This is a genomic window from Pararhizobium antarcticum, assembly GCF_001885585.1.
Taxonomy (GTDB): domain Bacteria; phylum Pseudomonadota; class Alphaproteobacteria; order Rhizobiales; family Rhizobiaceae; genus Pararhizobium; species Pararhizobium antarcticum.
In genome coordinates this window covers 18,851-43,314 of record NZ_LSRP01000080.1, presented here as the reverse complement: position 1 = coordinate 43,314, position 24,464 = coordinate 18,851, and the positions used below count along the sequence as shown (strand labels likewise).

Genomic DNA, 24,464 nt, shown 5'->3' with positions numbered 1-24,464 from the left:
CGGCTTCACGCTGTCTGGAACGAAAGGCTGAACTTCAGTCCGTCGGGTGCGAATTCGCTTTCGGTTCGCGGCTCCATCTTGGCCGGGAAGGCACTATGGATGAGTTTGGATCCGAACCCCTGGGCGTTGGGTGGAACAACAGGCGGTCCGTCAAACTCCCTCCAGGAAAACGCGATTTCGCCCTCGTGTGCTTCCCATTCAATCTCGACGCGGCCTTGTGGCTCGGAAAGGGCCCCGTATTTCACGGCATTGGTCGCCAGTTCATGAACAACCATAGAGAGGGCGCTGACCGCCTCGGCATTTAGCAAAAGCTTGGGTCCTGAAGCAGTGACAGCATCTTCTGCGTCGCCACAGACGGGACGAAGCGCCCGCTCGACCACTTTTCCGAGCTCGGCCGCGTCGTGATCGTCTGACATCAATATATCGTAGGCGGTCCCAAGGGTGCCGACCCGATTTGCAAACACCGCATTCTGCTCGGGAAGGTTTTTATACGTCTGTCGCGCGATCGCCTGGACGATAGCCAGGGTATTCTTGACACGATGGGCCAATTCGTTTGTCAGCAGCTTACGCTTTTCCTCGGCGCGGGCGCTTTCGCATCGTCTAACCTCGATCTCGTCCAGAAGACCGTCGACCGAAGCGCCGACTTGTCCCAGTTCCCCGTGACGCCCCTGCATTTTCGTCCGTGCGCCAACATCCCCGTCTCTCCACCGCTCAAGAACTGTAACGATTTGAGCGATGGGATCGAGAATGAAGCGATTTCCGACGAAGACAGCTGCAGCCAACGCAAGAGCGGTTCCGACGGCCGTCATCGCAAGCCCCGTGAGCGTGGCGCGATTGACGGGCGCGAAAGCGACGTCCCGAGAAATTCCTGCGCTGACATAAAGCGGGTTTTTGGCGGAGACAGGAATGTAGCCCATTATCCGCCGGGTGCCGTCCTGACTAAGCACTTCTGTCGTGCCGGGCTTGGATGCCAGAATCAGATGCTGGTACGTGCTGGGTATCTTCGTGCCGACAAATCGAGCCGGATCGGGATTGCGCGCAAGGATGACACCCTTGCTGTCGGCAATCGTCATCGCACCGCCAGGCGCTACGCCGCGTGCGAGTATTTGTTCTTCCAGCCAATCGAGCGTTACGCCTGTCGCGAGAACGCCGACAGTCTCATCCCCTTCCTTAAGAGCGATCGCCATCGGCAGAATAGCCGCGCTCGAGACACGGGCGATTGTGTACTCGCCGACAACAAGGCCGTCTGCCTCCAGTGCCCGTTTCACTAGTCGCGATCGGCGAAGCTGGTGCCTGCCTCCCACCCCAGGCTATCGCAGACGAGGCTTCCCGTTCGATCCAGAACGAGAATGTTGCGGACTTGTGACAGTTTGCTCGCGACTGACTTGAGCGCGATGTTGCAGGGGGCAGGATCGCGTGCGGCAATGGCCGGAATTGCCGAGGTGGCTATCAGAATGCCCTTGATACCGTCGATAACGCTTGCAACGTCAGAGGCCGCCTGACGGGCTATCTGGGCGGCATGCCGATGGACCTCCGCGTTGCGTTCGGAGCGGGCAGCAAATTCATTGTACGCGAGCATTCCGATTGTCGGCATCAATGCCGTCAACACCACGGCAAACAGTCGCTTTTTCACCTTACCGTCTCCCCCGAACCCCGAATATCTCCACGCAGTCGATGTAACACGTCGTTTTCCAGTCGGAAACTTGGCAACGAGAAGATCTTTGCGCACCGCCGATAGATCGTCGGTCCCGTGACCACACGTGGGTTTTTCAGCCTCCCAAATTTCGTTTCTGTTCGCCGGAACAAAGTAAAAAGTATCACGTTTTTGTGATCACAGGGAATTAAATGGACGGGAATAACGATGGTTTCGAAACGGTCTAACAGTTCGACAAAGGCAAAATCAGGGGCTTCCGCGGAAGCCGTCATTCACGATCAGAAACTTTCGCGCGGCGAGGGGGGAGAACTTCATCAGACGGCGGATGGCGGTGCGGTTTTAACCACGGCGCAGGGCGCGCCGGTTGCGGATGACCAAAATTCGCTTCGCATCGGCGCCCGTGGGCCGCTGGTCATGGATGATTTCCATTTCCGCGAGAAAATGTTTCATTTCGACCATGAGCGCATTCCCGAACGCGTCGTTCACGCCCGTGGTTATGGCGCACACGGCTATTTCGAGACGTATGAATCGCTCGCCGCCTACACCAAGGCCGATCTCTTCCAGCGCCCGGGTGAAAAAACCCCTGCATTCGTTCGCTTCTCGACAGTGGCGGGAAACAAGGGATCGGCGGATCTTGCCCGTGATGTGCGCGGTTTCGCGGTCAAGCTTTACACCCAGGAAGGCAACTGGGATCTCGTCGGCAACAACATTCCCGTCTTCTTCATTCAGGATGCCATCAAGTTTCCCGACCTGATCCACGCTGCAAAGCAGGAACCCGACCGGGCATTTCCGCAGGCGCAGACCGCCCATGACACGTTCTGGGACTTCATCAGCCTGACCCCGGAAAGCATGAACATGGTCATGTGGACTATGTCGGACCGCACCATCCCGCGCTCGTTCCGCTTCATGGAAGGGTTTGGGGTCCATACCTTCCGGCTGGTGAATGCGAAGGGAGAGTCCACCTTCGTCAAATTTCACTGGAAGCCGAAACTGGGGCTGCAGTCGGTGGCCTGGAACGAGGCCGTCAAGATCAACGGCGCCGATCCGGATTTCCACCGCCGCGACCTGTGGCAGGCGATCCAGTCCGGCAATTTTCCGGAATGGGAATTGCAGGTGCAGCTGTTCGATCAGGACTTCGCCGACAGTTTCGACTTCGACGTGCTGGATCCGACCAAGATCATTCCGGAAGAAATCCTGCCGCCGCAGCCGGTTGGGCGTCTGGTCCTTGACCGCATGCCGGACAATTTCTTTGCCGAAACCGAGCAGGTCGCGTTCATGACCCAGAACGTGCCGCCCGGCATTGATTTCAGTAATGATCCGCTGCTGCAGGGCCGCAACTTCTCCTATCTCGATACGCAGCTGAAGCGCCTCGGTGGGCCGAATTTCACGCATCTGCCGATCAATGCGCCGAAATGTCCTTTCGCGCATTTCCAGCAGGACGGCCATATGGCGATGAGAAATCCTGTTGGCCGGGCGAACTACCAGCCGAACTCCTTTGGCGAGGGGCCGCGCGAGGATCCTGTCCGTGGGTACACCCATTTTCCGGCGGAAGAGCAGGGACAGAAGGTCCGGCTTCGTCCGGAAAGCTTCGCTGACCATTACAGCCAGGCAAGGCAGTTCTTCATCAGCCAGACCCCGCCGGAGCAGCGGCATATCGCGGCGGCGCTGACGTTCGAGCTGAGCAAGGTGGAAACGCCTGTCATCCGCGAGCGCATGATCGCGCATCTCCTCAATATCGACGAGACGCTGGCAACGACCGTTGCCGCGAAACTTGGCATCCGGACGATGCCCAAGCCGGCGGACGCGGCCATGCCCACACGGGACGACCTGGAGCCGTCACCGGCGCTCAGCATCGTCAAACGTGGGCCAAAGAGCTTCGAGGGCCGTAAGCTCGGCATTCTCGTCACGGACGGCGTGGACGCAAAGCTGCTCAAAGGCCTGACCGGTGCGATCACGCAAGCCAAGGCGCAGTTTGAACTGATCGCGCCGAAGGTGGGCGGCGTCACCGATTCCGAGGGCGAACTGATCCCGGCGCATCACATGATCGATGGCGGCCCTTCGGTGCTTTTCGACGCGGTCGCGCTTCTGCCATCGAAGGATGGCGTCGCCGACTTGCTGAAGGAAGCGACGGCCCGGGATTTCGTGGCCGATGCGTTCCAGCATTGCAAGTTCATCGGCTACGCGCAAACCGCGATGCCGCTGCTCGAAAAAGCAGGCATAGTGGGAGATCTCGATGAAGGCACGATCAGTCTTCCCGGCGAGGGAGGCTACGGGGCCTTTGTCGAGGCGCTTGGCAAGCTCCGCGTTTGGGCGCGTGAGCCATCCGTGAAACTCGGGAAGGCGTCGTTGCCAATCGACGACTGACCTTGAATGACAACTATCCACCACCACAAAAGCAACAGGAGACGAACATGGCTGAGAAGACATTGGAAGACCTTTTTCTCGATACGGTGAAGGACATTTATTTTGCCGAGCGGCAGATTCTGAAGGCGCTGCCGAAGATGGCGCGCGCCGCACAGTCGCCTGAGTTGAAAGCCGCTTTCGAAAAGCACAAGGAAGAGACCGAGGTGCATGTCGAACGGCTGCAACAGGTCTTCGAACTGCTCGGAAAGGCTGCCCGCGGCAAGACCTGTGAAGCGATCCAGGGCATCATCGCCGAAGGCGAGGAGATCATGGAAGAGTACAAGGGGTCGCCGGCCCTCGACGCCGGGTTGATTTCGTCGGCCCAGGCCGTCGAACACTACGAAATCACCCGCTACGGCACGCTGAAGTCCTGGGCCCTGCAGCTTGGCATGAAGGAAGCAGCGCAGCTCTTCCAACAGACGCTCAGTGAGGAAAGTGCAACCGACGAAGCACTGTCGTCGCTTGGTCAGGCGTCTGCGAATGTGAAGGCCAAGTCCAAAGCTGCCTGATCTGTGGCTTGATCTGTGATTGCGGGGTGCAGCCTTGAACGGCAGCACCCCGTTTTTTCTGAAAACAAGGATGGATAATCATGAATCCGAAAGATGATGCAAAAGGGCAGTTCGCCAAATCGCAAGCCGAACCACAGCCGGACGGGGTGATCAGTGCAAAGCCTACGGTGATCACCGGATCGCAAGATGCTACGGTGAACCGGTTTCCGGACGAGAAAAAGCCAGGAAAGGACTGGGATGTAAACTACGACGAGATCGAGCCGGATCACTCGCGTTGAGAGGAATGATCAGCGGGCGCGAGAGCGTGTCAGCCAAGCAGGTGCTGCAATTTTTTGCGGGAAGCAAGCCGCAGCCATCGTCTGACGCCCGTGGTTCTTTTATCTGAGAAACAGTCAGGCGGTGTGCGACTTCTAGAAATGAGGATGCCGGCCGCGTCGGCTTTTACTTCATGAGACCTGCGGCCCGCAAAGCGTCTTCAATCGTCTTCTGAATGCCGCTCGTCGGCACCACGGGTGCAGGCTGCGAAATGGGAGCGGACGGCACTGTCAGCTCCAGCTCAAGGTCAAACTTTTTATCGAAGGAACTGACGAGCCCCCAGAAACGGGCGATGTGAAGTGTCGAGGAAATGCCCACATCCAGCATATAGGGTGCACTTTTGCCATAGCCGGACGTGACATCCAGCGGGGTGCCATGTCCCATGCCTCTCACGCTATAAAACTCCAGCACCTCCCGACCGTCCGGCGCCGTCCAGGCCTGCCGCGTGTGACCATCCAACGAGGCAACCCGATCGGCGGTCTTTTCGAGACTGTGGATCCCGCGCCATTGTTCGATGATCGACAGGGCATTCGAAGGAACAACGGTGGTGTCCTTCGTCCCCTGCCAAACCGAGACCGTCGGCCAGGGTCCCTTGTGGTTCGAAGCCCCGGAAACGAGGTCTTGCAGCCTGTCCGTCGTGGGCATGCCATGGCCGCGCATCCGGTCGAAGGCTTCCGGTATGGTTGCCGCCGTTCCGTAGGGCAGGCCGGCGATGATCGCGCCCCCTACAAAAAGGTCGGGGTTGGTCGCCAACATGACGTTCACCATCGCACCGCCGGCCGACAATCCGGTGATGAAGATGCGGTCTCGGTCAAGGTCATAGCGGGTGACCGCTGTTTCAATCATCTGGCGGATCGAGGCGGCTTCGCCCCCGTCTTGGCGGATGTCGCCCGGCACGAACCAGTTGAAGCAGGCATTTGGATTGTTGGCGCGTGTTTGCTGAGGATAGAGAACCGCGAAACGGTGGTCGTCAGCAAGGTGAGACCATCCCGAACCGTGGTCGTAGGCGTCAGCCGTTTGCGTGCACCCATGCAGGACGACCACGAGTGCGGCGCGGGGCGCCAGGCCTTTCGGGATATGAATTTTGGCTTCCAGGGCACCCGGGTTTGAGCCGGAAGGGGAAAAGTCAGCAAGCCGTTGGGACGTTGGGGTAAACGCGCCGTTTGCGGATCGCAGGCTGCTCAGACGTGCAATGGTGTCGGAAATCGATCGCATGATGTGCCTCCAGGGCAAAAGGCACAATCGCCTAAGTCTCAACGCACCAAACGCCGCAAAGTTGCTGCGCTGCACAATATATTCGTACTCTGAATTTTAAAAGAAGCTTCTGGTTTCCTTTGTCGGACGCCGAACCAACCGCGAATGCTGGCCGATAGGGGATACAGCGGACCGCCAAAACAGAGATCGTATCGTCTTTCGACTTCCCAAGACGCAAAACCATGCCAATGGCGGCACGAGCATTTCGCCCCGGATCAGCCTGGCGCACTCAAGGTTTGAACCAATAGATCGCGCATCTGGCTCATCGGTATCTCGCTATTCGCGGCCGTTGGCGTCAGGCCGTCATCAAATCCAAGCAACCGGAACCTGTCGACGACGGCGCTGTCGCGACTGATCACATGCATCGGCACGGCGCGTGAGGCGTCGGCGCCGGTGACGATAGCCGCTGGCTGATGGTCGCCGATGATCAGGAACAGCGCGTTGTCGCCGTAACGACTGATATACTCGCCCAGCGTTTCCAGGGAGTAATCGATCGTGCGGATGTAGTGGGTCCGGACCTTGGCCGGATCGGCCCAGACAGCGGTCGGTGTTTCACCGGATGTTGCCTGCTCATTGAAGACCGAACCGTCTCCGACGTCATTCCAATTGATCGGACGTGGGACCGGCGTCCAGGGCGCATGGCTGGAAATCAGCGCGATTTCGGCCATTACCGGCTGTCGATCCGGCCTGTCGCGCACCATGCGTTGAAAGGCGGATAGCGTGAACTGGTCGGGCATCGTGACCCAGTTGAAGGGCTTTCCCCTGTAGCCGAGATCTTTTTCGGCCAGAATTTGGTTATAACCGTACCAGGCGGACTCGGGCCAATCCATGGTGATCGCCGGCATTACGGCGACACTCTCCCACCCAGCATCTGAAAACAGCCGGTTGAGACTGGTTCGCTCGCTCATCATCAGGCGGTCGTAGCGCGACTGGCTGTCGACCCATAAGCCCGACAGGAAGGTGCCGTGGGCAAGCCAGCTAAGGCCCGCCACCGTCGGCGATCCGATCCAGCGGCTGGCCATCGAGAAACCGGCGCTATCCAGTTGTTGCGCCACCGTGTTCAGTCGCTGTCCAATCAGCGGGGCATAGAGCGGATCTTCGATGGCGCTTCTGCCGTAGGATTCAATGAAGATGAGGATCACATCGCGGCCGCTCACCGCCGCGAACGTCGGTGGCGGTTCCTTTATCGGATCAGCGTGTTGAAGTTCCGCCTCAAAGCGACGCATATCCTCCAGCGTTCTGGCCATCAGGTTCAGGCGCGCAGACAGATAGCGTGCGGCGCTGAATTCGAAGCGGGGAAGAGGCAGGTGTGTGACAAGTGACGGCCTGGCAATTGCAAGACTGCCGGCTGCTGCAAGAAGGAGAAGCGGCAGCAGAAGCAGCAGGCGCGATTTGTCGGAGGTCAACGTGGTGCCCCGCATGCCACGGCCCAGCAGTCCGAGAGTAACGAGGAAGGCGAGGAGGACGGCCATGCAGGCAAGCGCGGCGGTGCCTGTCCCAAGCGTGCCCGATAACAGGTTCCAGCCATCCTGAAGCATCTTCACATCGAGATAGGGATTGAAGGGACGCTGGAAAGCCGTCTGCGTGCCCAGATCCGCAAGCTTCAGACAGAGGATCACACCGAAGGTTATTACCGCTACGGGAATGAGGACCGTGCTCATCCGGCGCGGGATGAGCAGCAGGAGAAGGCCAAGAAGGACGACCTCCAGCGGGATCCGGAGAAAGGCATCGACACCGAGCCCATTCGGATGTTGGGGCAGGTTGAGGATCGCGCTGGAGACACATACAACGAGAATGAACCACAGGATCTGTGCCCAAGACCGTCCGGGAACTGCTTGCCGTGCGTTCTGTTTAAACATCGATCCGGTCCATTGGTGTATTTGCTGCGTAGAGACGCTCAAATGTCGTGTTTTTCCGCTGGCTGCTCGGCTGCGCCAGGCCCGAAAGGCTACCATCTTGCTGCTTGCCCGACTTGCTGCCAGCCTTCTTTTGATCGGCCTTGTCGCTGCACTGCTGCTGCTGGTGGATCTTGGCGCGGTTCTGTCGGCGCTTGACGAAGTGTCGCTGGGTCATGTCATGGCCGGCCTGTTGCTTGTACAGGTGCAGATTGTCGTTTCCGCCGCCCGTTGGCACTTTACTGCCGCACGACTGTCCTTCCCCATGTCGCGCCTGCAGGCTGTCCGTGAATACTACGTGGCAACTGCCGTCAACCAGCTGGCGCCGGGTGGTGTTGCGGGTGATGCGCTGCGCGCCTTCCGCCTGCGCGATGGTGACCCCGGTGGGCTGAAGCGTTCGGCAAAGACCGTTGTCTTCGAGCGGCTGTCGGGACAGATGTCTTTCTTCGCTTTTTTTGCCGTTGGCCTGTTCTTCTGGCGCTTCCTGCCGGGACAGGCCCAGATACCCGGCGGCATCCTGTTGCCTGTGACGGCTATCCTTGCGGGCCTGATTGTCGCTCTGGTTCTGGTCGCCAAACGCTACCAGGGTCTGGGCATGGAGCTTCACGCCGTTTTCGTCAGCCGCTATGCCTGGGCTGTGCAGGCGGCCCTCAGCGTCACCGTGATGCTCGCCTATGTCGGGCTCTTCATGCTGACCGCCCATGCTGTTGGCGCGCCGTTGCCCCCGGTTGGCGCGCTCACGATTGTCCCGGCCAGTCTGCTTGTCATGCTCATTCCAACCGGCCTTGGCGGTTGGGGTACACGCGAAGCCGCCGCCGCCGCGCTTTGGCCGATTGCCGGCCTCAGCGCTGCCGATGGCGTTGCGGCAAGTCTTGTCTACGGGGCACTGGCGCTGGTCGGAGCGATACCCGGTCTTGTCATCCTCCTGTTGATTGGAGGCTGGCCCGGAAGCCGTGTTCGACAACAGCTTGCCCAGCACGCTGATGAGGACAAGCATGCTGGTCACGACGAAAGCCGTGCGTAAATGTCGCCGGACGGTTCGGAAGCCGGCAAGGCGGCCAGAACTTCGCGTAGCTTCGGCGCTGTCAGCCATTGTGCATGCACGAAATGATGCTGCTCGCCCACCACACGGTTATATCGGTAGTCCCCCAGGCATTCGATGGCATCCAGCGCCTGCAGGCTGAGGTCCGGCATCGGCGGAAGATATTCAAAGGCAATCAAGGGAATCGCCTGTGAGGCCCCCCTGATGATGTCGGCCTCGGCACCCTCCACATCGATCTTGCAAAAAGCCGGGCAGCCATATTTGCGGATCAGGTCATCCAGCGTCACCATCGGTACCTTGATGGTCTGGTCCCACGTGACGGCTTCAAAGCCCTGGGCGGTTTTGGCTCTGGTGAGGAAATCGGTGGAAATACTCGTCACGGTCGGATGGCGGCTCGAGATATGCAGTTCGATTTCGCCGGTTTGACAGCCAACGGCGACTCGCTCAAAACCTTCCAGTTCGCGCGAAAAGTGCTTCTCGATGAAGTCGGCGAAGGCAGGCTGAGGCTCGATGGCAACGACACGGGCACCCAGCGACAGCAACGTTCGGCTGCGACTTCCCACATGGGCACCGATGTCGAACACCAGATCGCCGGGCCGTATGAGCTGGGCATAGAAAAGCTTCAACCGTGTGCGCCGCCAGGGCAGGCCATAATAGATCGCCAGTGAACGGGCCATGCCAAGCGAGGTTGCGACGGATCTGCTCATGCTTTTGCTCCGCGGGCCGCCGCCAGGTACAGGATGTCAACGGCGAAAGAGTAGACCAGCAGACAAAGCGCCACACCGCACAGAATTCCAGAAAAAGGCTGCGTCAAGAAGGGCAGCATGACGGCACACAGCGCGGCAACCTGAACGACGCATATCGATTTGCGCCGAAAGGATGCTGGCAACGCATTCCGCAGCCAGGGCAAGAACCACTGTGCGGCAACGAAGACATAACGCAGCATGCCAATCAGCAATACCCACGCACCCGCTTTGCCAAGCACGGTGGCCGCAATCGAAAGGATCAGGATGAGGAAAGCATCCAACTCCATGTCGAATCGTGCGCCGAACATTGACTGCTGGCGATAGCGCCGGGCGAGGTAACCATCGACGCCGTCCAGCGAAAGTGCGAAAGCGACCGCGGCCGCTGTGGCCCAAACCATACGATCAATCTGGTTCTCGCCGAAAGCATCGGAAAACAGCACCACCGCACCCACCAGGCTGATGAGTCCGGCGCGCATTGCCGTGACGAGATTGGCATAGCCAAAGCGGGGGTGGCGGTGATGTGGGAGGCCCAGAAACACGAAAGCAAATATCACCGCAAGGACACCGCCGGCGATGACAGGGATATGGGCCTCCATCGGCAGGCTTGCTGCTGCAAGCCACCAGACAAGGGCAGAAGCAAGATAGACGCCGGCCAGCACCTTGCTGGTGTTGGCGCGCAGTTCCCCGAATGTTGCCGATGCGTTTTGGCCAGACGGTCCTGCCGCTCCCGCGCGCCTTTCATCAATTTCTGCCATGGGCTCTTCTCCTGCGCGCCGCGCCGCGCTTATTCGGCAGCGACAAGCGTATCGAGATCCAACATATGGCCGGCGCGCAGTGTCTTGGTGCGCAGATAATTTTCGTTTTCACTCGTCACCCGACCGGTCACTGCCGTGCGGGAATGCACGATGATCCCGCCGTCGCGCAGCGCCGATATCTTTGTGGGGTTGTTGGTAAAGACAACCACTTCCGGAATCGACAGAAGCCGGAGAATGGCCAAGGCTGCGTCGTAGCGGCGGTGGTCTTCTGCGAGCCCAAGCTCGGCATCCGCATCGATCGTATCGAGACCGAGATGCTGATAGCCATAGGCGCGCATCTTGGCGCCGATTCCCGTGCCGCGCCCTTCCTGGTCGAGGTAGACCAACACGCCACCGCCGGCCTGCTTCAGCAGGTCAAGCCCGTTGCGCAACTGGTCGCCGCAATCGCATTTCAAAGAGCCACAGAGATCACCGGTGATGCAGGAGGAATGCACCCGGATCGGCACCGGCTTGGTAACATCCGGTTTTCCAACGACGATCGCGACCTGGTCCTTCTGCGCAAGTCCACCGCGAAAAACAACAAACTCGCAATCGCCATGGTCTTTCAACGGGACGCGCGTGCGCACAACCTGCTGAAACTCCTGGCGCGCGCCACCTGTCTGATAAAGCCGGGACGCGTGAAGACTGCAGCACGCACTGAACAGCGATTTTGTCTGCGTCACGTCGGCAATGATCATGGCTGGCAAAAGAAGCGCGGTCCTGGCAAGTTCAGCCGAACTTGATTCAAGACTTCCCGCGGACGTCCAGCGCCCCGGGCGCTTGGAATCCAGCGAATAGGAAAGCCGGGATGCCTCATCGAAACTGACGTCAGCCAGAGGGACAGTGACATCCGTCATTGTCTTAATACCCAGCCGATTGGCGCGCTGCCGGGTCAGCAACAGTCGGTGCGATCCTTCGACAACGCTCGCGAATTGTTCGTAGAGTGCCGGTGTCACGGCATCAAGCGCCAGCACGGCCAGGCTCTGCTGGTCTTCCTCGAACAGGACAGGCCGACCGAACCGCAACTCGGAAACGGCGCGTTCTACCTCAACGGCGGCATTGGAAAAGTCGATGGCAAATGGGCTTTTAGACGTCATGATGGCCTCCTTGACTGCTTAGGTGGCGCTACGACTGGCAAAAGACAACGGATTGCCAACGGAACATAAATTTAAAGTGATGCCGAATTGGCAGGCTATTTCGATTGGCTGCACTAGGTAGGCTGCCGAACTCTGTCGTATCCCACCGCCTTGATCTGTCAAAATCGGAAGAGCCATGATTGTTTCCACGCAGATAACTGACATATCCGGCAATGGGGGCGTAGCGCGCGCCCTGTGGTTCACCGCGCTTGGCCAATGCCGCATCGAGGAAGAAACACTTCCCGCCTTGCGCGATGGCGATGTTCTGGTGCGCAGCCTCTACTCAGGCATCAGCCGGGGTACGGAGGCAACCGTGTTTGAGGGGCGAGTGCCGCAATCGGAATATGACCGGATGCGTGCGCCATTCATGTCCGGCGTTTTTCCTTTCCCCGTCAAATACGGTTATTGTACCGTTGGCGAGGTGATGGAAGGCGAGGCGGCACTCGTCGGTGCCCGCGTCTTCTGCCTTTATCCGCATCAAGACTATTTTGTAGTGCCGCAGACGGCGCTCACTCTTTTGCCGCCGGACCTTGCGCCCGAGAGAGCAGTGTTGGCAGCCAACATGGAAACCGCTCTCAATATCGTCTGGGATGCCGAAATCCGGCCGGGCGACCGGGTGGCTGTCTTCGGCTCGGGTGTCGTGGGCGCTCTGACGGCGCATCTGGCCGCCGGGATCCCCGGCACGGAAACAGTGCTCGTTGATCCCAATCCTGAACGTGCGAGGCTTGCTGGCGCGCTGGGCGTCTCCTTTGTCGCGCCAGACGCGCTGGAAGGTGAATTCGACGTCCTCGTCAACGCGTCCGGCGAATCGGCAGCCCTTTCCATGGCCATCGATCATGCCGGGCTCGAGGGACGCATCGTCGAGGCCAGCTGGTATGGCGAGCGCCAGGCGACGCTGTCGCTCGGAGGTGCGTTCCACTCGCGACGGCTGTCGATCAAGAGTTCTCAGGTGGGTCACGTATCCGCAAGCCAGCAGCCGCGCTGGCCACTGTCGCGCCGTCTTGCCAAGGCACTGGATCTGCTTGCCGATCCGCGCCTCGATGCGCTGATCTCAGGAGAAACCGCTTTTTCTGATCTGCAAGACATCTATCCACGTATCCTCCATTCAACCTCCACGCTCTGTCATCGCGTGCGCTACTGACAAGGATTGCCCATGTTTGCCGTCGAAGTCCGTGATCACATCATGATCGCCCACAGCTTGCCGCGACCCGTTTTCGGCCCTGCCCAGGGCATGCATGGCGCAACCTTCGTGGTTGATGCTGCCTTCTTCACCCGCGATGTCGACGAAGACGGGCTGGCCGTCGATATTGGTCTCGCCACGACGATCCTTGCCGAGACCCTGAAGCCCCTGAACTACCAGAACCTCGATGAAGTGGAGATTTTCAAGGGGCGGATTTCAACCACGGAAGTCATCGCCAAGCATATCTTCGACCAGTTGGCCAAGGCCGTCTCCGAAAAGAAACTCGGGCCTGGCAGCGCGCGCATTTGCCGGCTTCGTGTTCTCTTGCATGAAAGCCATGCGGCGCGTGGCTGGTATGAGGCCGACCTTTGAAAAACCGGCTTGTCTTTGCCTATCCCGGCCAGCTTGAACTCAAGACCGGCGGTTATGGCTATGACCGGCGTCTGATCCGGGAGCTGGAAATACTGGGGTGGCAGGTGGAATTTGCCGGTCTGGGTGACGGCTTCCCGGTGCCACGGGCGGATGTTCTGGCCGAGGCGGAAGGGCGGTTGTCTGCCCTGCCTGACGGTGCTCTGGTCATGATCGACGGGCTCGCCTTCGGGGCGATGAACCAATGGGCAAAGCGTGAGGCCTCGCGTCTGCGCATCGTTGCGCTCGTGCATCATCCTCTCGCGCTGGAGACCGGAACTCCTGCCGATCTCGCTGGCGTCCTGCGGGCGAGCGAGCGTGAGGCGCTGCGCTTCGTGCGCCATGTGGTCGTGACGTCTCCGGAGACGGCCCGCACGCTGTCATCATCCTACGGCGTTGCATCTGCTGACATTACCATTGCCTTGCCCGGTACGGATCAGCGAACTCTTGCTGCCGGCGGCAATGATCCTGTGCACATCGTCAGCGTCGGCACGCTGACCAAGCGCAAAGGCCACGACGTTCTGATCAACGCTCTTCACACGCTTAAGCATCTGCCATGGCGCGCAAGCATCATCGGCAACCGATCGCTGGATCCCGCCACCGCAGGCGCGCTGGACGATCAGATCAGGCGGCTTGGTCTGGGCGAACGCGTGACGCTCTGCGGTGAAGTGAGCGATGTGCCGGCGAAGCTGGAAACGGCTGACATCTTTGCGCTGGCCAGTCGCTACGAGGGTTATGGCATGGTGTTTGCGGAAGCTCTGGCGCAAGGCTTGCCGATTGTCGCCTGCCATGCGGGGGCCGTGCCCGATGTGGTGCCGCCGCAGGCCGGTATCCTTGTTGCGGTCGATGATGTCGATGCATTTGCAGGGGCCTTGCGCGAGTTCATCATCAACCCCCGTCTAAGGCGGCAATTTGCCGATGCTGCTGCAGAAGTCGGCGCGGCTCTTCCGGGCTGGCGGGATACGGCAGCAAGCGTCGCGGTTTGCCTGAAAGGGATACAATGAGCGGTTTCGACACTGGATGGCTTGCGCTTCGCGAACCGGCCGATAAGGCTGCTCGCAGCAAGGTTCTTGCGACAGAACTGGTCACCCATCTCGATGGGCTTGCGGCGCCGACCATCATGGATATCGGCTGCGGTACCGGATCCACCTATCGCAGCCTATCCAGCCGGTTTCCAGCCACGGCCCGCTGGCAACTCGTAGACTATGACCAAAGACTGCTGCACGAAGCCGAACGGCTGATCGGTGGCGCCATGGTCTCCTACCACCAGAAAGACCTGACGAATCTTGCCTCCCTCGAACTGGAGGGCGTGAACCTTGTGACGGCGTCCGCCTTCTTCGATCTCTGCTCCGGCGACTTTTGCGAGCATCTTGTCGAGCGCCTGGCCAGCCATAAGATAGGGCTCTATGCCGCGCTCAACTATGATGGACGCATAAGCTGGAGTGATCCGCATGAACGGGATGGCGAAATTGTCAGCGCCTTTAACCGCCACCAGCGCAGTGACAAGGGATTTGGCGCGGCATTGGGTCCACAGGCCGCAGCCCATCTGGACAGCAGTTTCGCCAGTCGCGGCTACCGGATCGCAATCGCTGACAGCACCTGGCGACTGGATCGATCCCATTCCGCTCTGCAGGTAGCTTTTCTGCGCGGCATGATTTCGCCAGTTGCCGAGGTCAGTAATCTCAGCCGGAATACGCTGGAAGCATGGCTCGACTTTCGTCTCGCCAAACTACACGACGGCGGACGGCTTGACGTCGGCCATGTCGATCTTCTGGCGCTTCCGCTCTGACGTGGCCGGGCGACCGGCTCTCAGGTGGCAATCAAACAGGATATCCTTGCCCAGGCTATAGATTTCGGCTGCAGGGCGATGCGCCTCGGAAAGGGTCCGGATCGGCGGAAGCGAGATGCCGGACGGGCCCGAGCCGATGATCAGCGGTGCAATCGACACATGCAGATGATCGACGAGGTCCATATCCAGAAAGCGCGCGATCGTGCGCGCTCCGCCTTCGACCAGGATTTTCGAAAGGTTGCGCTCAGCCAGCGCGTCGATGATGTCAATGGGACACAGTCCGTTGACACCTTGTCGCAGACGAATGACATCAGCCGGATAGGTCTTCTGGGCGGCGTCCCGTGACTGGATAAGGATGACGGGAGCGCCGCCATCATGAAACACGCCCTCGTCACCGGCAAGCTCGGCACGGCAATCGATGATGACCCGTACAGGGTCAGGGCCTTCGACGTCTCGGACGGACAGTCGCGGATTGTCGGCCTTCACCGTTCCGACGCCGACGATCACGGCATCGACAAGCGCCCGGCACCGGTGCAGATGGGCAATGCCTTCCGGTCCGGAAATATCCCGGGCGTCGCCAAAGGGCGTCGCCACGCGCCCGTCAAGCGACTGGCCGACCTGAGCCAGAACAAACGGACCCGCCGATGACGCAATCGGACCGTAGAGCGCTATTGCCGCATCGCTTGCGGCAGAGGGAAGAACCGATCGTCCGGACTTTGCCGCCAAAAGCGTGCGCCACGTTCCCTCGGTCATCTTGATGCGGCGTATCATCGGATCATCCCACTTCATCAGAGCATCTTGTACAAGGTATCATCCCGGCGCAGGACGTGATGAAACAGAACGCCGGCAAGGTGCAACGCAAAGAGGCTGAAAAGGATCCACGCACTCCATTCATGCACCGTGGATAGCAGCGGCGCGATATCGGGTGTTTTGCCCACCGGGCTCCAGACCGGAACGACACCAAACCAGACCAGCGGAAAACCATGCGCATTGGTGGCCAGAAAACCGCTGACCGGCATAACGATCAGCATCAGGTAAAGGCCCGTGTGCACCGTATGGGCCACCAGCGCCATGGAACCGGTTGCAGCGCTCTTCGGGATGCGCGATGTCAGGCGTATGCCGATGCGGACCAGCATCAGCCAGAGGACAAGGAAGCCCAGCGATTCGTGCAGAAGGTAAAAGTCGAGCTTCACATCGTCGCGGACGAACTTGATGATCATGCCGAGCGGCCAGGTGGCGAGCACCAGCACGGCAACCAGCCAATGCATGGTCCGCATCGCACCCGGATATCGCGGCGTATCCATTCGATCTTCCTTTGTCGCGTCATGTCACACAGGGTGTACGCCTCGGCTCCCAAGCTGGATCAGCATGGTTAAAAATGCCTTTCCGGACAAACGCCGTACAAGCAGGATGATCACCGGCTCCACCACCTCACGCCCGAAATCATAGAGATCATCCCGAAAAACACAAATCCGGATGTCGACCATGCCGCATCCGGAGAAGACAACGTAACGCCACAAAAAAAGGTTTCAGAGGTGCTTTGCTCTCTTGAAAATTCGAGCTGCGTGGTGCGTTGGTGGCTGTCTTCCCCGGTGCCCTTCGGCGCGGCGAAGCACATATGCCGTCTGCAATCCCGTCAGACCTTGCGCCAATCAACGGATCACACGCCGCAGGCGCCATTTGTCAAGCTCTGTGGCAATCAGGATCGACGAGGCTGCGAGCAGCATCAACGCCCATTCCATGAGCGAGATCGGAGCGATTTCAAGCGTATCCCGGAACCACGGAACATACATCGCCGCGATATGCAGCGCCTGCGTCGCGACGATGGCGGCAAGCAGCAGGGGGTTTCCGAAGAAGGCCAGCGAGAATACGGATCGCCGTTCCGAACGGCTTGTCAGGGTCTGGACATTCTCGAACATGACGAAGAGCAAGAGAAGCATGTTGCGGGCCGCATCCACTTCGTATCCCTGGCGAAGGAGCCAGGCGAAGAGGGCAAAGCCGCCGCCTCCGATCACGACAGTCGAAATCAGGATACGACGCAGCATGATCCTATCGAAGATCGGTTCTCCAGGGCGCCGGGGCGGCCGTGATAATTCGTCGCCTTCCGGTCTCTCGGCAACCAGCGCCACGTCCTGAATGCCGTTGGTCACCAGGTTCAGCCAAAGGAGTTGTACCGGCAGCAGCGGCATGGGAAGCCCAAGCGGGATCGCCAGCATGAACAGCAGGATTTCTGCCCCCCCGGTCGCGACCAGCATCAGGATGACCTTGCGAATATTGCCATAGGCGGCGCGGCCTTCGCGTATGCCGGTAACGATCGATGCGAAATTGTCGTCGGTGACAACGATGTCGGCGCTTTCCTTGGCGACATCCGTGCCTTTTCTCCCCATGGCCACGCCCACATGGGCGTGCTTCAGGGCGGGAGCATCGTTGACGCCATCCCCTGTCACCGCAACGAAATGGCCGTTTCGTGCCAGCGACAGGACGATCGCAAGCTTTTGAGACGGTGCCACGCGCGCATAGATGCGGGCGCGGCGTGTAAGGTCGTCGAGTTGGCTTGCACCTGCATTCTCGGCCGCCTGAACTTCGATACCGGTCGTGATTTGGTCATCCTGGAAGATAAGGCCGGCTTCCGAAGCGATCGCAGCTGCGGTTTTGGGATCGTCACCGGTGACCATGGCTACCTCCACGCCGGCCGCATGACAATCGCGGATCGCCTGCGGTACTTCCGGCCGCACCGGGTCCTGCATGCCGCAGATGCCGAGAAATACCAGGTCTGTCAGGTGATGCGGGCCGAAAGGGCCTTCCGGGCCGTCGTCGATCGCGCCCTCCGCGAATGCGAGCACGCGCAGACCACGTCCGGCCATCTCCGCCATCTGGCGCAACAGAGCGTCGCGATCAATCGACACGGGGCCGTGACCGGCGTCCATCCGGTCCGACATGCCGATCAGAACGTCTGCCGATCCCTTGACGAAGATATGCGCGCCCTGGCCGCTTCGGTGAAGGGATGCAGCATATTTCAAGTCCGGCTCGTAGGCGATCCGGCCGATCAGTGGATAGGCGTCCGAAAGTTCGTCCGCCCTCAACCCGCCCTTGTGCGCAGCTTCGAGGAGGGCGACGTCGACCGTGTCGCCGACACCTCTCCAGCGTCCGCCTTCTTCTTGCAGCGAGCCTTCATTGGGCAGGAGGGCGGCCTTTAGCAGCTTTGCTGCCCGCTGGCGCGCAATGTCCGGATCGATCCCCGCGCCGCGGATGACGCAGGCATCAAGATCCATGCTTGCATCAATCGCGAGGTCGGTGCCGTCGGGCAGGCGGATGTCGGTGACCGTCAGTTCATTGAGCGTCAGCGTTCCGGTCTTGTCGGTGGCGATCAGCGTGCAAGAACCGAGCGATTCCACCGCTGGCAAGCGCCGCACGATGACGTTCTTCTTGGCCATGCGGCGCATGCTGATGGCGAGCGCCACCGAGATCGCAATCGGCAGGCCTTCCGGGATGGCGCTGACCGCCAGTCCGACGGCCATCAGGAAAAGCTCGTTCCATGCAAGGCCGCGCATCAGGCCTATGGCAATCAACAGCAACGAGACGCCGCCGACCGTCCAGGCAATGATGTTGGAGAAGCGGGCAAGCCGGATCATCAGGGGTGGCTGCGAAACGGATGCCTTGCCGATTTCAGCAGCGATACGGCCGATCCCGGTCGACCGACCCGTGGCGATGACCAGGCCTTTTGCCCGGCCCCGCGTGATCAGCGTACCGGCAGATGCTGTGGGCCGGGAGTGGTCGTCAATGGCACTGCCCGGGGAACTGATCGTCTTGCGCACGGGCATTGATTCACCCGTCAGGAGAGATTCGTCGCACAGAAGGTCGTTGACCTCGACAAGCATCATATCGGCCGGCACTTTGCCGCCGGCTTCCAAGAGGACGAGGTCCCCCTGCACCAGAAAGCGAGCCTCGATCTGAGTGATCTGGCCGTCGCGGATGACGGTTGCGATAGGCTCTTCGAGCGCCCGAAGGGCCGCCGCCGCCCGGCTGGCGGAATGTTCCTGCACTGCTCCGATGAGGCCGTTGGCCAGCAGGACCACACCGATGAAGGCCGCATCCGCTGCTTCGCTGACCAGCAAAGACACCGCTGCGGCGAGCAGCAGGATGTAGATCAGCGGGCTTTTGAACTGCCGCAGAAAGGTCAAGACGAACGAGCTGGCCGCAGGTGCCGGTAAGAGGTTGAGCCCGAATCTCTCCAATCGTTCAGCCGCCTCGATTCTCGTCAGCCCCGAAGATGCCGCCGCCGTGCCGGCGAAATTTCGGGCTGACGGCGGCGCGGTGGTATTCAAGGCTTCCATTTCCAGTACTGAATCTCGGGCATGTCCTCGCCATGTTCCCGGACGTAACGATCGTGTTCTTCGAGCTTTGCCTTGAGAGCGGCAATCGCATCATCCGCCTTTTCCTTGAGGCCAGGCACGCTTTCGATCGCCGCCATGGCAAGGTGGTAGCGATCGAGCTTGTTCAGCACCGTCATGTCGAAGGGAGTTGTCGTCGTGCCCTCCTCGACAAAACCGCGCACATGGATGTTGCGGTGATTGGTCCGTTTGTAGGTCATCCGGTGGATAAGATAGGGATAACCGTGATAGGCGAAGATCACCGGCTGCGCCTTGGTAAAGAGGTCGTCGAACTCGGTATCGGCAAGTCCGTGGGGGTGATGCTCGCGCGACTGCAGCACCATCAGGTCGACGACGTTCACGACACGGATCTTCATCTCCGGCACCGCCGCGCGCAAAAGCATGACGGCCGCCAGCGTCTCAAGTGTCGGCACGTCGCCGGCGCAGGCCATCACCACATCCGGCTGGATTGCGCCATCCTCGTTGCCAGCCCACTCCCAGATGCCGGCGCCAGCTTCACAATGGGCCGCCGCTTCCTCGATTGTCAGCCATTGCGGTTCCGGCTGCTTGCCGGCAACGATGACGTTGACGCGGTTCCAGGTGCGCAGGCAGTGATCGCCAACCCAGAGCAAGGTGTTCGCATCCGGTGGAAAATAAATGCGCACGACATCCGCGGTCTTGTTGGCAACCAGGTCGACGAAGCCAGGGTCCTGGTGCGAGAAGCCGTTGTGATCCTGTCGCCAGACATGCGAGGTCAAAAGGTAGTTCAGCGACGAGACAGGCTTGCGCCATTCCAGCTTGCTTGAGACTTTCAGCCACTTTGCATGCTGGTTGAACATCGAATCGACAATGTGGATGAACGCTTCGTAGCAGGAAAAGAAGCCGTGGCGGCCCGTAAGCAGGTAACCCTCGAGCCAGCCCTGGCAAAGATGTTCCGAAAGCACCTCCATAACCCGGCCGTCCCGCGACAGGTGGACGTCGTAAGGTTCGATCCTCTCCATCCAGACCCGATCGGTGACCTGGAACACCGCGCCGAGACGGTTCGATTCTGTTTCGTCGGGGCCAAAGATGCGGAAATTGGCGTTCTCGTCATTCAGCGTGAGCACGTCTCTCAAATACTGACCGAGCACGTCCGTGGTCTGCACGATCAGGGCGCCGCGTTCGGTGACCGGTACGGCATAGTCGGCGATTGCCGGAACAAGGAGGTCTTTCCTGAGAAGTCCGCCATTGCCATGCGGGTTGGCGCCCATACGACGCGGACCTTCCGGCGCAAGTTCGCGCAACTCCTCCCTGAGCCGTCCATCGGCGTCAAACAGGTCTTCCGGATCGTAGCTTCGCATCCAGTCTTCGAGGATTTTTCGATGTGCCGGGTCCTGCCGGCAATTGGCGACTGGCACCTGATGTGCCCGCCAGAAGTCCTCGACCTTTTTGCCGTCGACCTCCTTCGGGCCGGTCCAGCCCTTGGGGCTGCGGAGAACGATCATTGGCCAGCGGGGGCAATCATTTGCCGCCGTGCCGTCACGGGCCGCCTGCTGGATGGACCGGATGCGATCGAACACCTGTTCCAGGGTCGCGGCCATCTGTCGGTGCATATCCTCCGGTTCATGGCCTTCGACGAAGAACGGTTCGTGGCCGTACCCCCTGAAAAGGTGATCAAGGTCTTCGTCCGGCATGCGGGCAAGCAGCGTCGGATTGGCAATCTTGTATCCATTAAGGTGCAGGATCGGCAGGACGGCGCCGTCGCGGGCCGGATTGAGGAACTTGTTGGAATGCCAGCTGGCAGCCAGCGGCCCGGTCTCAGCCTCGCCGTCGCCAACGACACAGGCAACGACGAGATCCGGATTGTCAAAGGCTGCGCCATAGGCGTGCACCAGCGCATAGCCGAGTTCGCCGCCTTCATGGATCGAGCCCGGCGTTTCGGGAGCCACATGGCTCGGAATGCCGCCGGGAAAGGAGAACTGCCGGAAGAGCCTGCGCATGCCATCGACGTCTTCCGCTATTTCCGGATAGATCGCGCTGTAACTGCCTTCAAGATAGGTGTTCGCCACGATGCCTGGGCCGCCATGGCCGGGACCGCAGACATAGATCATGTTGATATCGCGGGCGCGGATGATGCGGTTCAGATGCGCGTAGATGAAGTTAAGGCCCGGGGTCGTGCCCCAATGCCCGAGCAGCCGCGGCTTGACGTGTTCGGCTTTGAGGGGTTCGCGCAGAAGCGGATTGTCGAGCAGATAGATCTGTCCGACGGACAGATAGTTGGCGGCCCGCCAGTACCGGTCAAGTCTTGCCAGTTCCAAAGGGTCGAGTCCGGATACATCCGGCGAGGATACCTGTCGCTGCATAGCTTTATCCTTTTGACGCACTGGGGGGAGTTTTAACGGGAAGTCTGGCCCCGGTTATGATGTCGATCAAATCCGGGGATCAAAGTTCAACCGGGCTGCCTGTTGTGACGGCTAGAGATTCGTCGGCAATCACCTGTTCTTCGTCCGTTGGGACGACATGGACGGCGATGCGGCTTGACGGCGTGCTGATGCGCTCGCTGTTCTTCTCGTTGGCCTTTGCATCGAGCTCGATGCCCAGCCATTGCAACCGCGCCGCAATGCGCTGGCGGATGACCGGCTGGTTCTCGCCGATACCCGCAGTAAAGACGATTGCATCAAGCCCCTGAAGCGTGGATGCCAGACGGCATATTTCGCCAGCGGTTCTGTGTGTGAAAACGTCAATTGCCTCGCGCGCCTCGGCGCGATCATCGGCTGAAAGTGTCCGGATGTCGCCGCTGATGCCTGACAGGCCGAGAAGACCCGACCGGTGGTAGAGAATGTCCTCGACCTCAGCGAGCGATTTGCCGAGTGGTCCCAGCATGTGCAGCACGACACCTGGATCGAGCGCACCCGGTCGTGTGGCCATGGGAATGCCGTCGAGTGTGGAAAAACCCATGCTGGTGTCGCGGCTGACGCCGCTTTCAATGCCGCACAGGCTGGCGCCGCTGCCAAGATGCGCGATCACGACCCTGCCGCGGGCGATCTCCGGTGCTTTTGCGGTCAGAGCTCCCGCAACATACTGATAGGAGAGGCCATGGAAGCCGTATCGTTTGACGCCCTGTTCGCCATAGACACGGGGCAGCGCGAAGCGCCGCACCGTGTCGGGCACGGTTGTGTGAAATGCCGTGTCGAAGGATCCGGTCTGGGGAAGCTCCGGGAGCAGAGCCCGAACGGCATTGATCATGCGCAAGGCCTGCGGCTGGTGGAGCGGTGCGAGATCGACCAGCCCGCTGATCTGCTTCAGCGTCACCTCATCAAGCACCACCGGTCCAGTGAACAAGTCCCCACCATGCACAATACGATGCCCAGCGGATGTCAAAGACCCAAGGTCGAAGTGTCTTGCCAATTCGCTGAACATTTCGTCCATGAGGCGGGTGTCGTCGCCATCGGCTTGCGCCTTCAGTGTGATTTCGATCTGTTGATCGGCCACTTTGAGCCGCAGCATCAAAGGTTGGCTGGCAAGATCGACGACAGCCTTGCCAATTCTCCTCGGCCGCCCCAGCTGAAGCGCAAAGATGCCAACTTTGACCGTCGAAGATCCGGCATTGAAAGTGATGATGCGCCCGGCGGTCAAACACCAGCTCCCGCTTGACGGTTCTGGTCCGCCACCAGCTTGGCCAAACCTGCCGAGGCCATACGAACCTCGAGAGAATCGGAACGGCTTGTCAGGATGATAGGAACACGGGCACCGAGAACGAGCCCGGCCGCGCCAGCGCCGGAAAAATAGATGAGCTGCTTGGCGAGGATGTTGCCGGCCTCCAGGTTCGGCACGAGCAGGATGTCCGCATGGCCGGCGACCGGCGACACGATGGATTTTGCCCGCGCCGCCTCGATGCTGATGGCGTTGTCGAAGGCCAGAGGTCCGTCGACAACCGCATTGGTAATCTGTCCCCGGGCTGCCATCACGGTCAAGGCTGCAGCATCAAGCGTCGCCTGCATCTTGCTGTTGACGGTTTCGACAGCGGCGAGAACGACCACGTTTGGTTTCTCGACGCCGAGCAAACGCAGGAAGTCTATCGCGTTCTGGCAGATGTCACGCTTCTGATCGAGATCCGGCTGGATGGTGATGGCGGCATCGGTGATCAGGAGCAGGCGGTCGTAGGCTGGAATATCCATGAGATAGACATGGCTCATGCGGCGTTCGGTTCTCAATCGCGAGGATGTTGCCATCACGGCTGACAGCAGTTCGTCGCTGTGCAGGCTCCCCTTCATCAGGGCGGCCACCCGTCCCGACGCTGCCAATTCCACCGCGCGTTCGGCCGCGGCATGGCTATGCTCCACAGGCTCGATGACCATGCCTAAAAGCGAGATCCCTGCCGCTTTGGCGACGGCTCGGATTTTGTCTTCGGGGCCGACAAGCAAGGGATCGAGAACGCCCCGGAGTTTCAGATCGACCGCGGAGCTGAGCGTTTCCGCTGAACACGGATGAACGACTGCCGTTTTCAAGGGCGGTAGTGCTGCCGCTTTCTTGAGTAAAGCCTCATAGCGCCCATGCTGGGCCGGCAAATGTTCCATGGACCCGCGTCTCCCGCTTCTGTTTGAAGGCGGAGCCGACAAGGCCGCATTATGTGCGGCCCGGTCTGTGAAAGCCACACATTCCTGAATGTTTGGCCCGAATGCTTCGCTTAAGTGTTTGGCCTGAATGTTTGGCCTGAATGTTTGAAATGTCTATCAAGCGCATCCGGGATGAGCACGAAATCGAACGCCTTCCAGAACACGGTCCATCGCATAGGGCGATTGCCTCGTCGTCGGAAAGCGTAGCGAAGGTAACAAAAGTTTGTTTCAGGAGGATGACCCTTTGATTTCTGCAGGCAGAGCCGTTGGCGCGAGTGGGCATGTTCAAGTGAATGTTCCATGCGCTTGTGGGCAAAGTCGGTCAGCAAAATGCTCGCCGAATAGGCAGCTTTATTTTTGGTGAAGTTTTGGGC

22 protein-coding genes are annotated in these 24,464 nt (G+C 59.9%); 8 read left to right on the top strand and 14 right to left on the bottom strand.

Features of this window, described 5'->3' with window-relative positions:
* Nucleotides 1-5 precede the first annotated feature (5 nt).
* Both AX760_RS10600 and AX760_RS26260 read right to left on the bottom strand, forming a co-directional pair.
* Nucleotides 6-1,268, bottom strand: coding sequence for a sensor histidine kinase (locus AX760_RS10600; RefSeq protein WP_083531146.1), 1,263 nt, complete (start codon nt 1,266-1,268; stop codon nt 6-8).
* Nucleotides 1,268-1,633 (bottom strand): PDC sensor domain-containing protein, encoded by a 366-nt coding sequence (locus AX760_RS26260; RefSeq protein ID WP_083531145.1) that lies wholly within the window; start codon nt 1,631-1,633, stop codon nt 1,268-1,270. Before AX760_RS26260 ends, AX760_RS10600 begins: the two co-directional genes overlap by 1 nt.
* A gap of 228 nt (nt 1,634-1,861) precedes the next feature.
* Here AX760_RS26260 and katE point away from each other — a divergent pair, with 228 nt between their 5' ends.
* The 3 genes from katE to AX760_RS10585 all read left to right on the top strand — a co-directional run bounded on the left by katE (nt 1,862) and on the right by AX760_RS10585 (nt 4,844).
* Nucleotides 1,862-4,018 carry a catalase gene (katE, locus tag AX760_RS10595; protein ID WP_071832849.1) on the top strand — a complete coding sequence of 719 codons (2,157 nt, stop codon included), beginning with the start codon at nt 1,862-1,864 and terminating at the stop codon, nt 4,016-4,018.
* 47 nt (nt 4,019-4,065) lie between these two features.
* Nucleotides 4,066-4,566 carry a YciE/YciF ferroxidase family protein gene (locus AX760_RS10590; protein ID WP_071832848.1) on the top strand — a complete coding sequence of 167 codons (501 nt, stop codon included), beginning with the start codon at nt 4,066-4,068 and terminating at the stop codon, nt 4,564-4,566.
* A gap of 77 nt (nt 4,567-4,643) precedes the next feature.
* Nucleotides 4,644-4,844, top strand: a complete 201-nt coding sequence (locus tag AX760_RS10585) for a hypothetical protein (protein ID WP_071832847.1) — start codon at nt 4,644-4,646, stop codon at nt 4,842-4,844.
* 163 nt (nt 4,845-5,007) lie between these two features.
* On the opposite strand, the gene AX760_RS10580 is transcribed toward AX760_RS10585, so the two are convergent.
* Nucleotides 5,008-6,096, bottom strand: coding sequence for an extracellular catalytic domain type 1 short-chain-length polyhydroxyalkanoate depolymerase (locus tag AX760_RS10580; RefSeq protein ID WP_071832846.1), 1,089 nt, complete (start codon nt 6,094-6,096; stop codon nt 5,008-5,010).
* Between the two features lie 254 nt (nt 6,097-6,350).
* Nucleotides 6,351-7,994, bottom strand: coding sequence for an alkaline phosphatase family protein (locus tag AX760_RS10575; RefSeq protein ID WP_071832845.1), 1,644 nt, complete (start codon nt 7,992-7,994; stop codon nt 6,351-6,353).
* A 97-nt stretch (nt 7,995-8,091) separates the two neighbouring features.
* On the opposite strand from AX760_RS10575, the gene AX760_RS10570 reads away from it, so the two are divergent.
* Nucleotides 8,092-9,054 (top strand): lysylphosphatidylglycerol synthase transmembrane domain-containing protein, encoded by a 963-nt coding sequence (locus AX760_RS10570; RefSeq protein ID WP_071832844.1) that lies wholly within the window; start codon nt 8,092-8,094, stop codon nt 9,052-9,054.
* Here AX760_RS10570 and AX760_RS10565 read toward each other — a convergent pair.
* The 3 genes from AX760_RS10565 to ribA are packed head-to-tail and all read right to left on the bottom strand — an operon-like array spanning nt 9,033 to nt 11,709.
* A complete protein-coding gene (locus tag AX760_RS10565; protein ID WP_071832843.1) occupies nt 9,033-9,779 on the bottom strand; it encodes an FkbM family methyltransferase in 747 nt (248 codons plus the stop codon). The genes AX760_RS10570 and AX760_RS10565 overlap by 22 nt on opposite strands.
* The gene (locus AX760_RS10560; protein ID WP_083531142.1) at nt 9,776-10,573 is read right to left on the bottom strand and encodes a CDP-alcohol phosphatidyltransferase family protein; all 798 of its coding nucleotides are present in this window, start codon (nt 10,571-10,573) and stop codon (nt 9,776-9,778) included. The genes AX760_RS10565 and AX760_RS10560 overlap by 4 nt, the downstream gene beginning before the upstream one ends.
* A gap of 29 nt (nt 10,574-10,602) precedes the next feature.
* Nucleotides 10,603-11,709, bottom strand: coding sequence for a GTP cyclohydrolase II RibA (gene ribA / locus AX760_RS10555; protein WP_071832842.1), 1,107 nt, complete (start codon nt 11,707-11,709; stop codon nt 10,603-10,605).
* Between the two features lie 175 nt (nt 11,710-11,884).
* Here ribA and AX760_RS10550 point away from each other — a divergent pair, with 175 nt between their 5' ends.
* The 4 genes from AX760_RS10550 to AX760_RS10535 are packed head-to-tail and all read left to right on the top strand — an operon-like array spanning nt 11,885 to nt 15,125.
* Entirely contained in the window at nt 11,885-12,889 is a 1,005-nt protein-coding gene (locus AX760_RS10550; RefSeq protein ID WP_071832841.1) for a zinc-dependent alcohol dehydrogenase, read from the top strand.
* A gap of 12 nt (nt 12,890-12,901) precedes the next feature.
* Nucleotides 12,902-13,300, top strand: a complete 399-nt coding sequence (locus AX760_RS10545; RefSeq protein WP_071832840.1) for a 6-pyruvoyl trahydropterin synthase family protein — start codon at nt 12,902-12,904, stop codon at nt 13,298-13,300.
* Nucleotides 13,297-14,340: a glycosyltransferase family 4 protein gene (locus AX760_RS10540; protein WP_071832839.1), complete on the top strand. Its 1,044-nt coding sequence runs from the start codon at nt 13,297-13,299 to the stop codon at nt 14,338-14,340. Before AX760_RS10545 ends, AX760_RS10540 begins: the two co-directional genes overlap by 4 nt.
* Nucleotides 14,337-15,125: a methyltransferase domain-containing protein gene (locus tag AX760_RS10535; RefSeq protein ID WP_071832838.1), complete on the top strand. Its 789-nt coding sequence runs from the start codon at nt 14,337-14,339 to the stop codon at nt 15,123-15,125. Before AX760_RS10540 ends, AX760_RS10535 begins: the two co-directional genes overlap by 4 nt.
* Here the strand turns inward: AX760_RS10535 and AX760_RS10530 are convergent.
* The 7 genes from AX760_RS10530 to AX760_RS10505 form a co-directional block, all read right to left on the bottom strand.
* Nucleotides 15,066-15,914: a RibD family protein gene (locus AX760_RS10530; protein ID WP_245294979.1), complete on the bottom strand. Its 849-nt coding sequence runs from the start codon at nt 15,912-15,914 to the stop codon at nt 15,066-15,068. The genes AX760_RS10535 and AX760_RS10530 overlap by 60 nt on opposite strands.
* Nucleotides 15,914-16,429, bottom strand: a complete 516-nt coding sequence (locus tag AX760_RS10525; RefSeq protein WP_071832837.1) for a cytochrome b — start codon at nt 16,427-16,429, stop codon at nt 15,914-15,916. Before AX760_RS10525 ends, AX760_RS10530 begins: the two co-directional genes overlap by 1 nt.
* A gap of 24 nt (nt 16,430-16,453) precedes the next feature.
* Complete coding sequence (locus AX760_RS27170) at nt 16,454-16,612, bottom strand: hypothetical protein (RefSeq protein WP_175552043.1); 159 nt, start codon at nt 16,610-16,612, stop codon at nt 16,454-16,456.
* Between the two features lie 165 nt (nt 16,613-16,777).
* Nucleotides 16,778-19,459 (bottom strand): cation-translocating P-type ATPase, encoded by a 2,682-nt coding sequence (locus AX760_RS10520; RefSeq protein ID WP_083531141.1) that lies wholly within the window; start codon nt 19,457-19,459, stop codon nt 16,778-16,780.
* Nucleotides 19,447-21,837, bottom strand: coding sequence for a phosphoketolase family protein (locus AX760_RS10515; protein WP_071832836.1), 2,391 nt, complete (start codon nt 21,835-21,837; stop codon nt 19,447-19,449). The genes AX760_RS10520 and AX760_RS10515 overlap by 13 nt, the downstream gene beginning before the upstream one ends.
* A 79-nt stretch (nt 21,838-21,916) precedes the next feature.
* On the bottom strand, nt 21,917-23,110 hold the full coding sequence (locus tag AX760_RS10510; RefSeq protein ID WP_071832835.1) for an acetate/propionate family kinase: 1,194 nt from the start codon (nt 23,108-23,110) through the stop codon (nt 21,917-21,919).
* Nucleotides 23,107-24,129, bottom strand: coding sequence for a bifunctional enoyl-CoA hydratase/phosphate acetyltransferase (locus AX760_RS10505; RefSeq protein ID WP_425348834.1), 1,023 nt, complete (start codon nt 24,127-24,129; stop codon nt 23,107-23,109). The genes AX760_RS10510 and AX760_RS10505 overlap by 4 nt, the downstream gene beginning before the upstream one ends.
* Between the last annotated feature and the right edge of the window lie 335 nt (nt 24,130-24,464).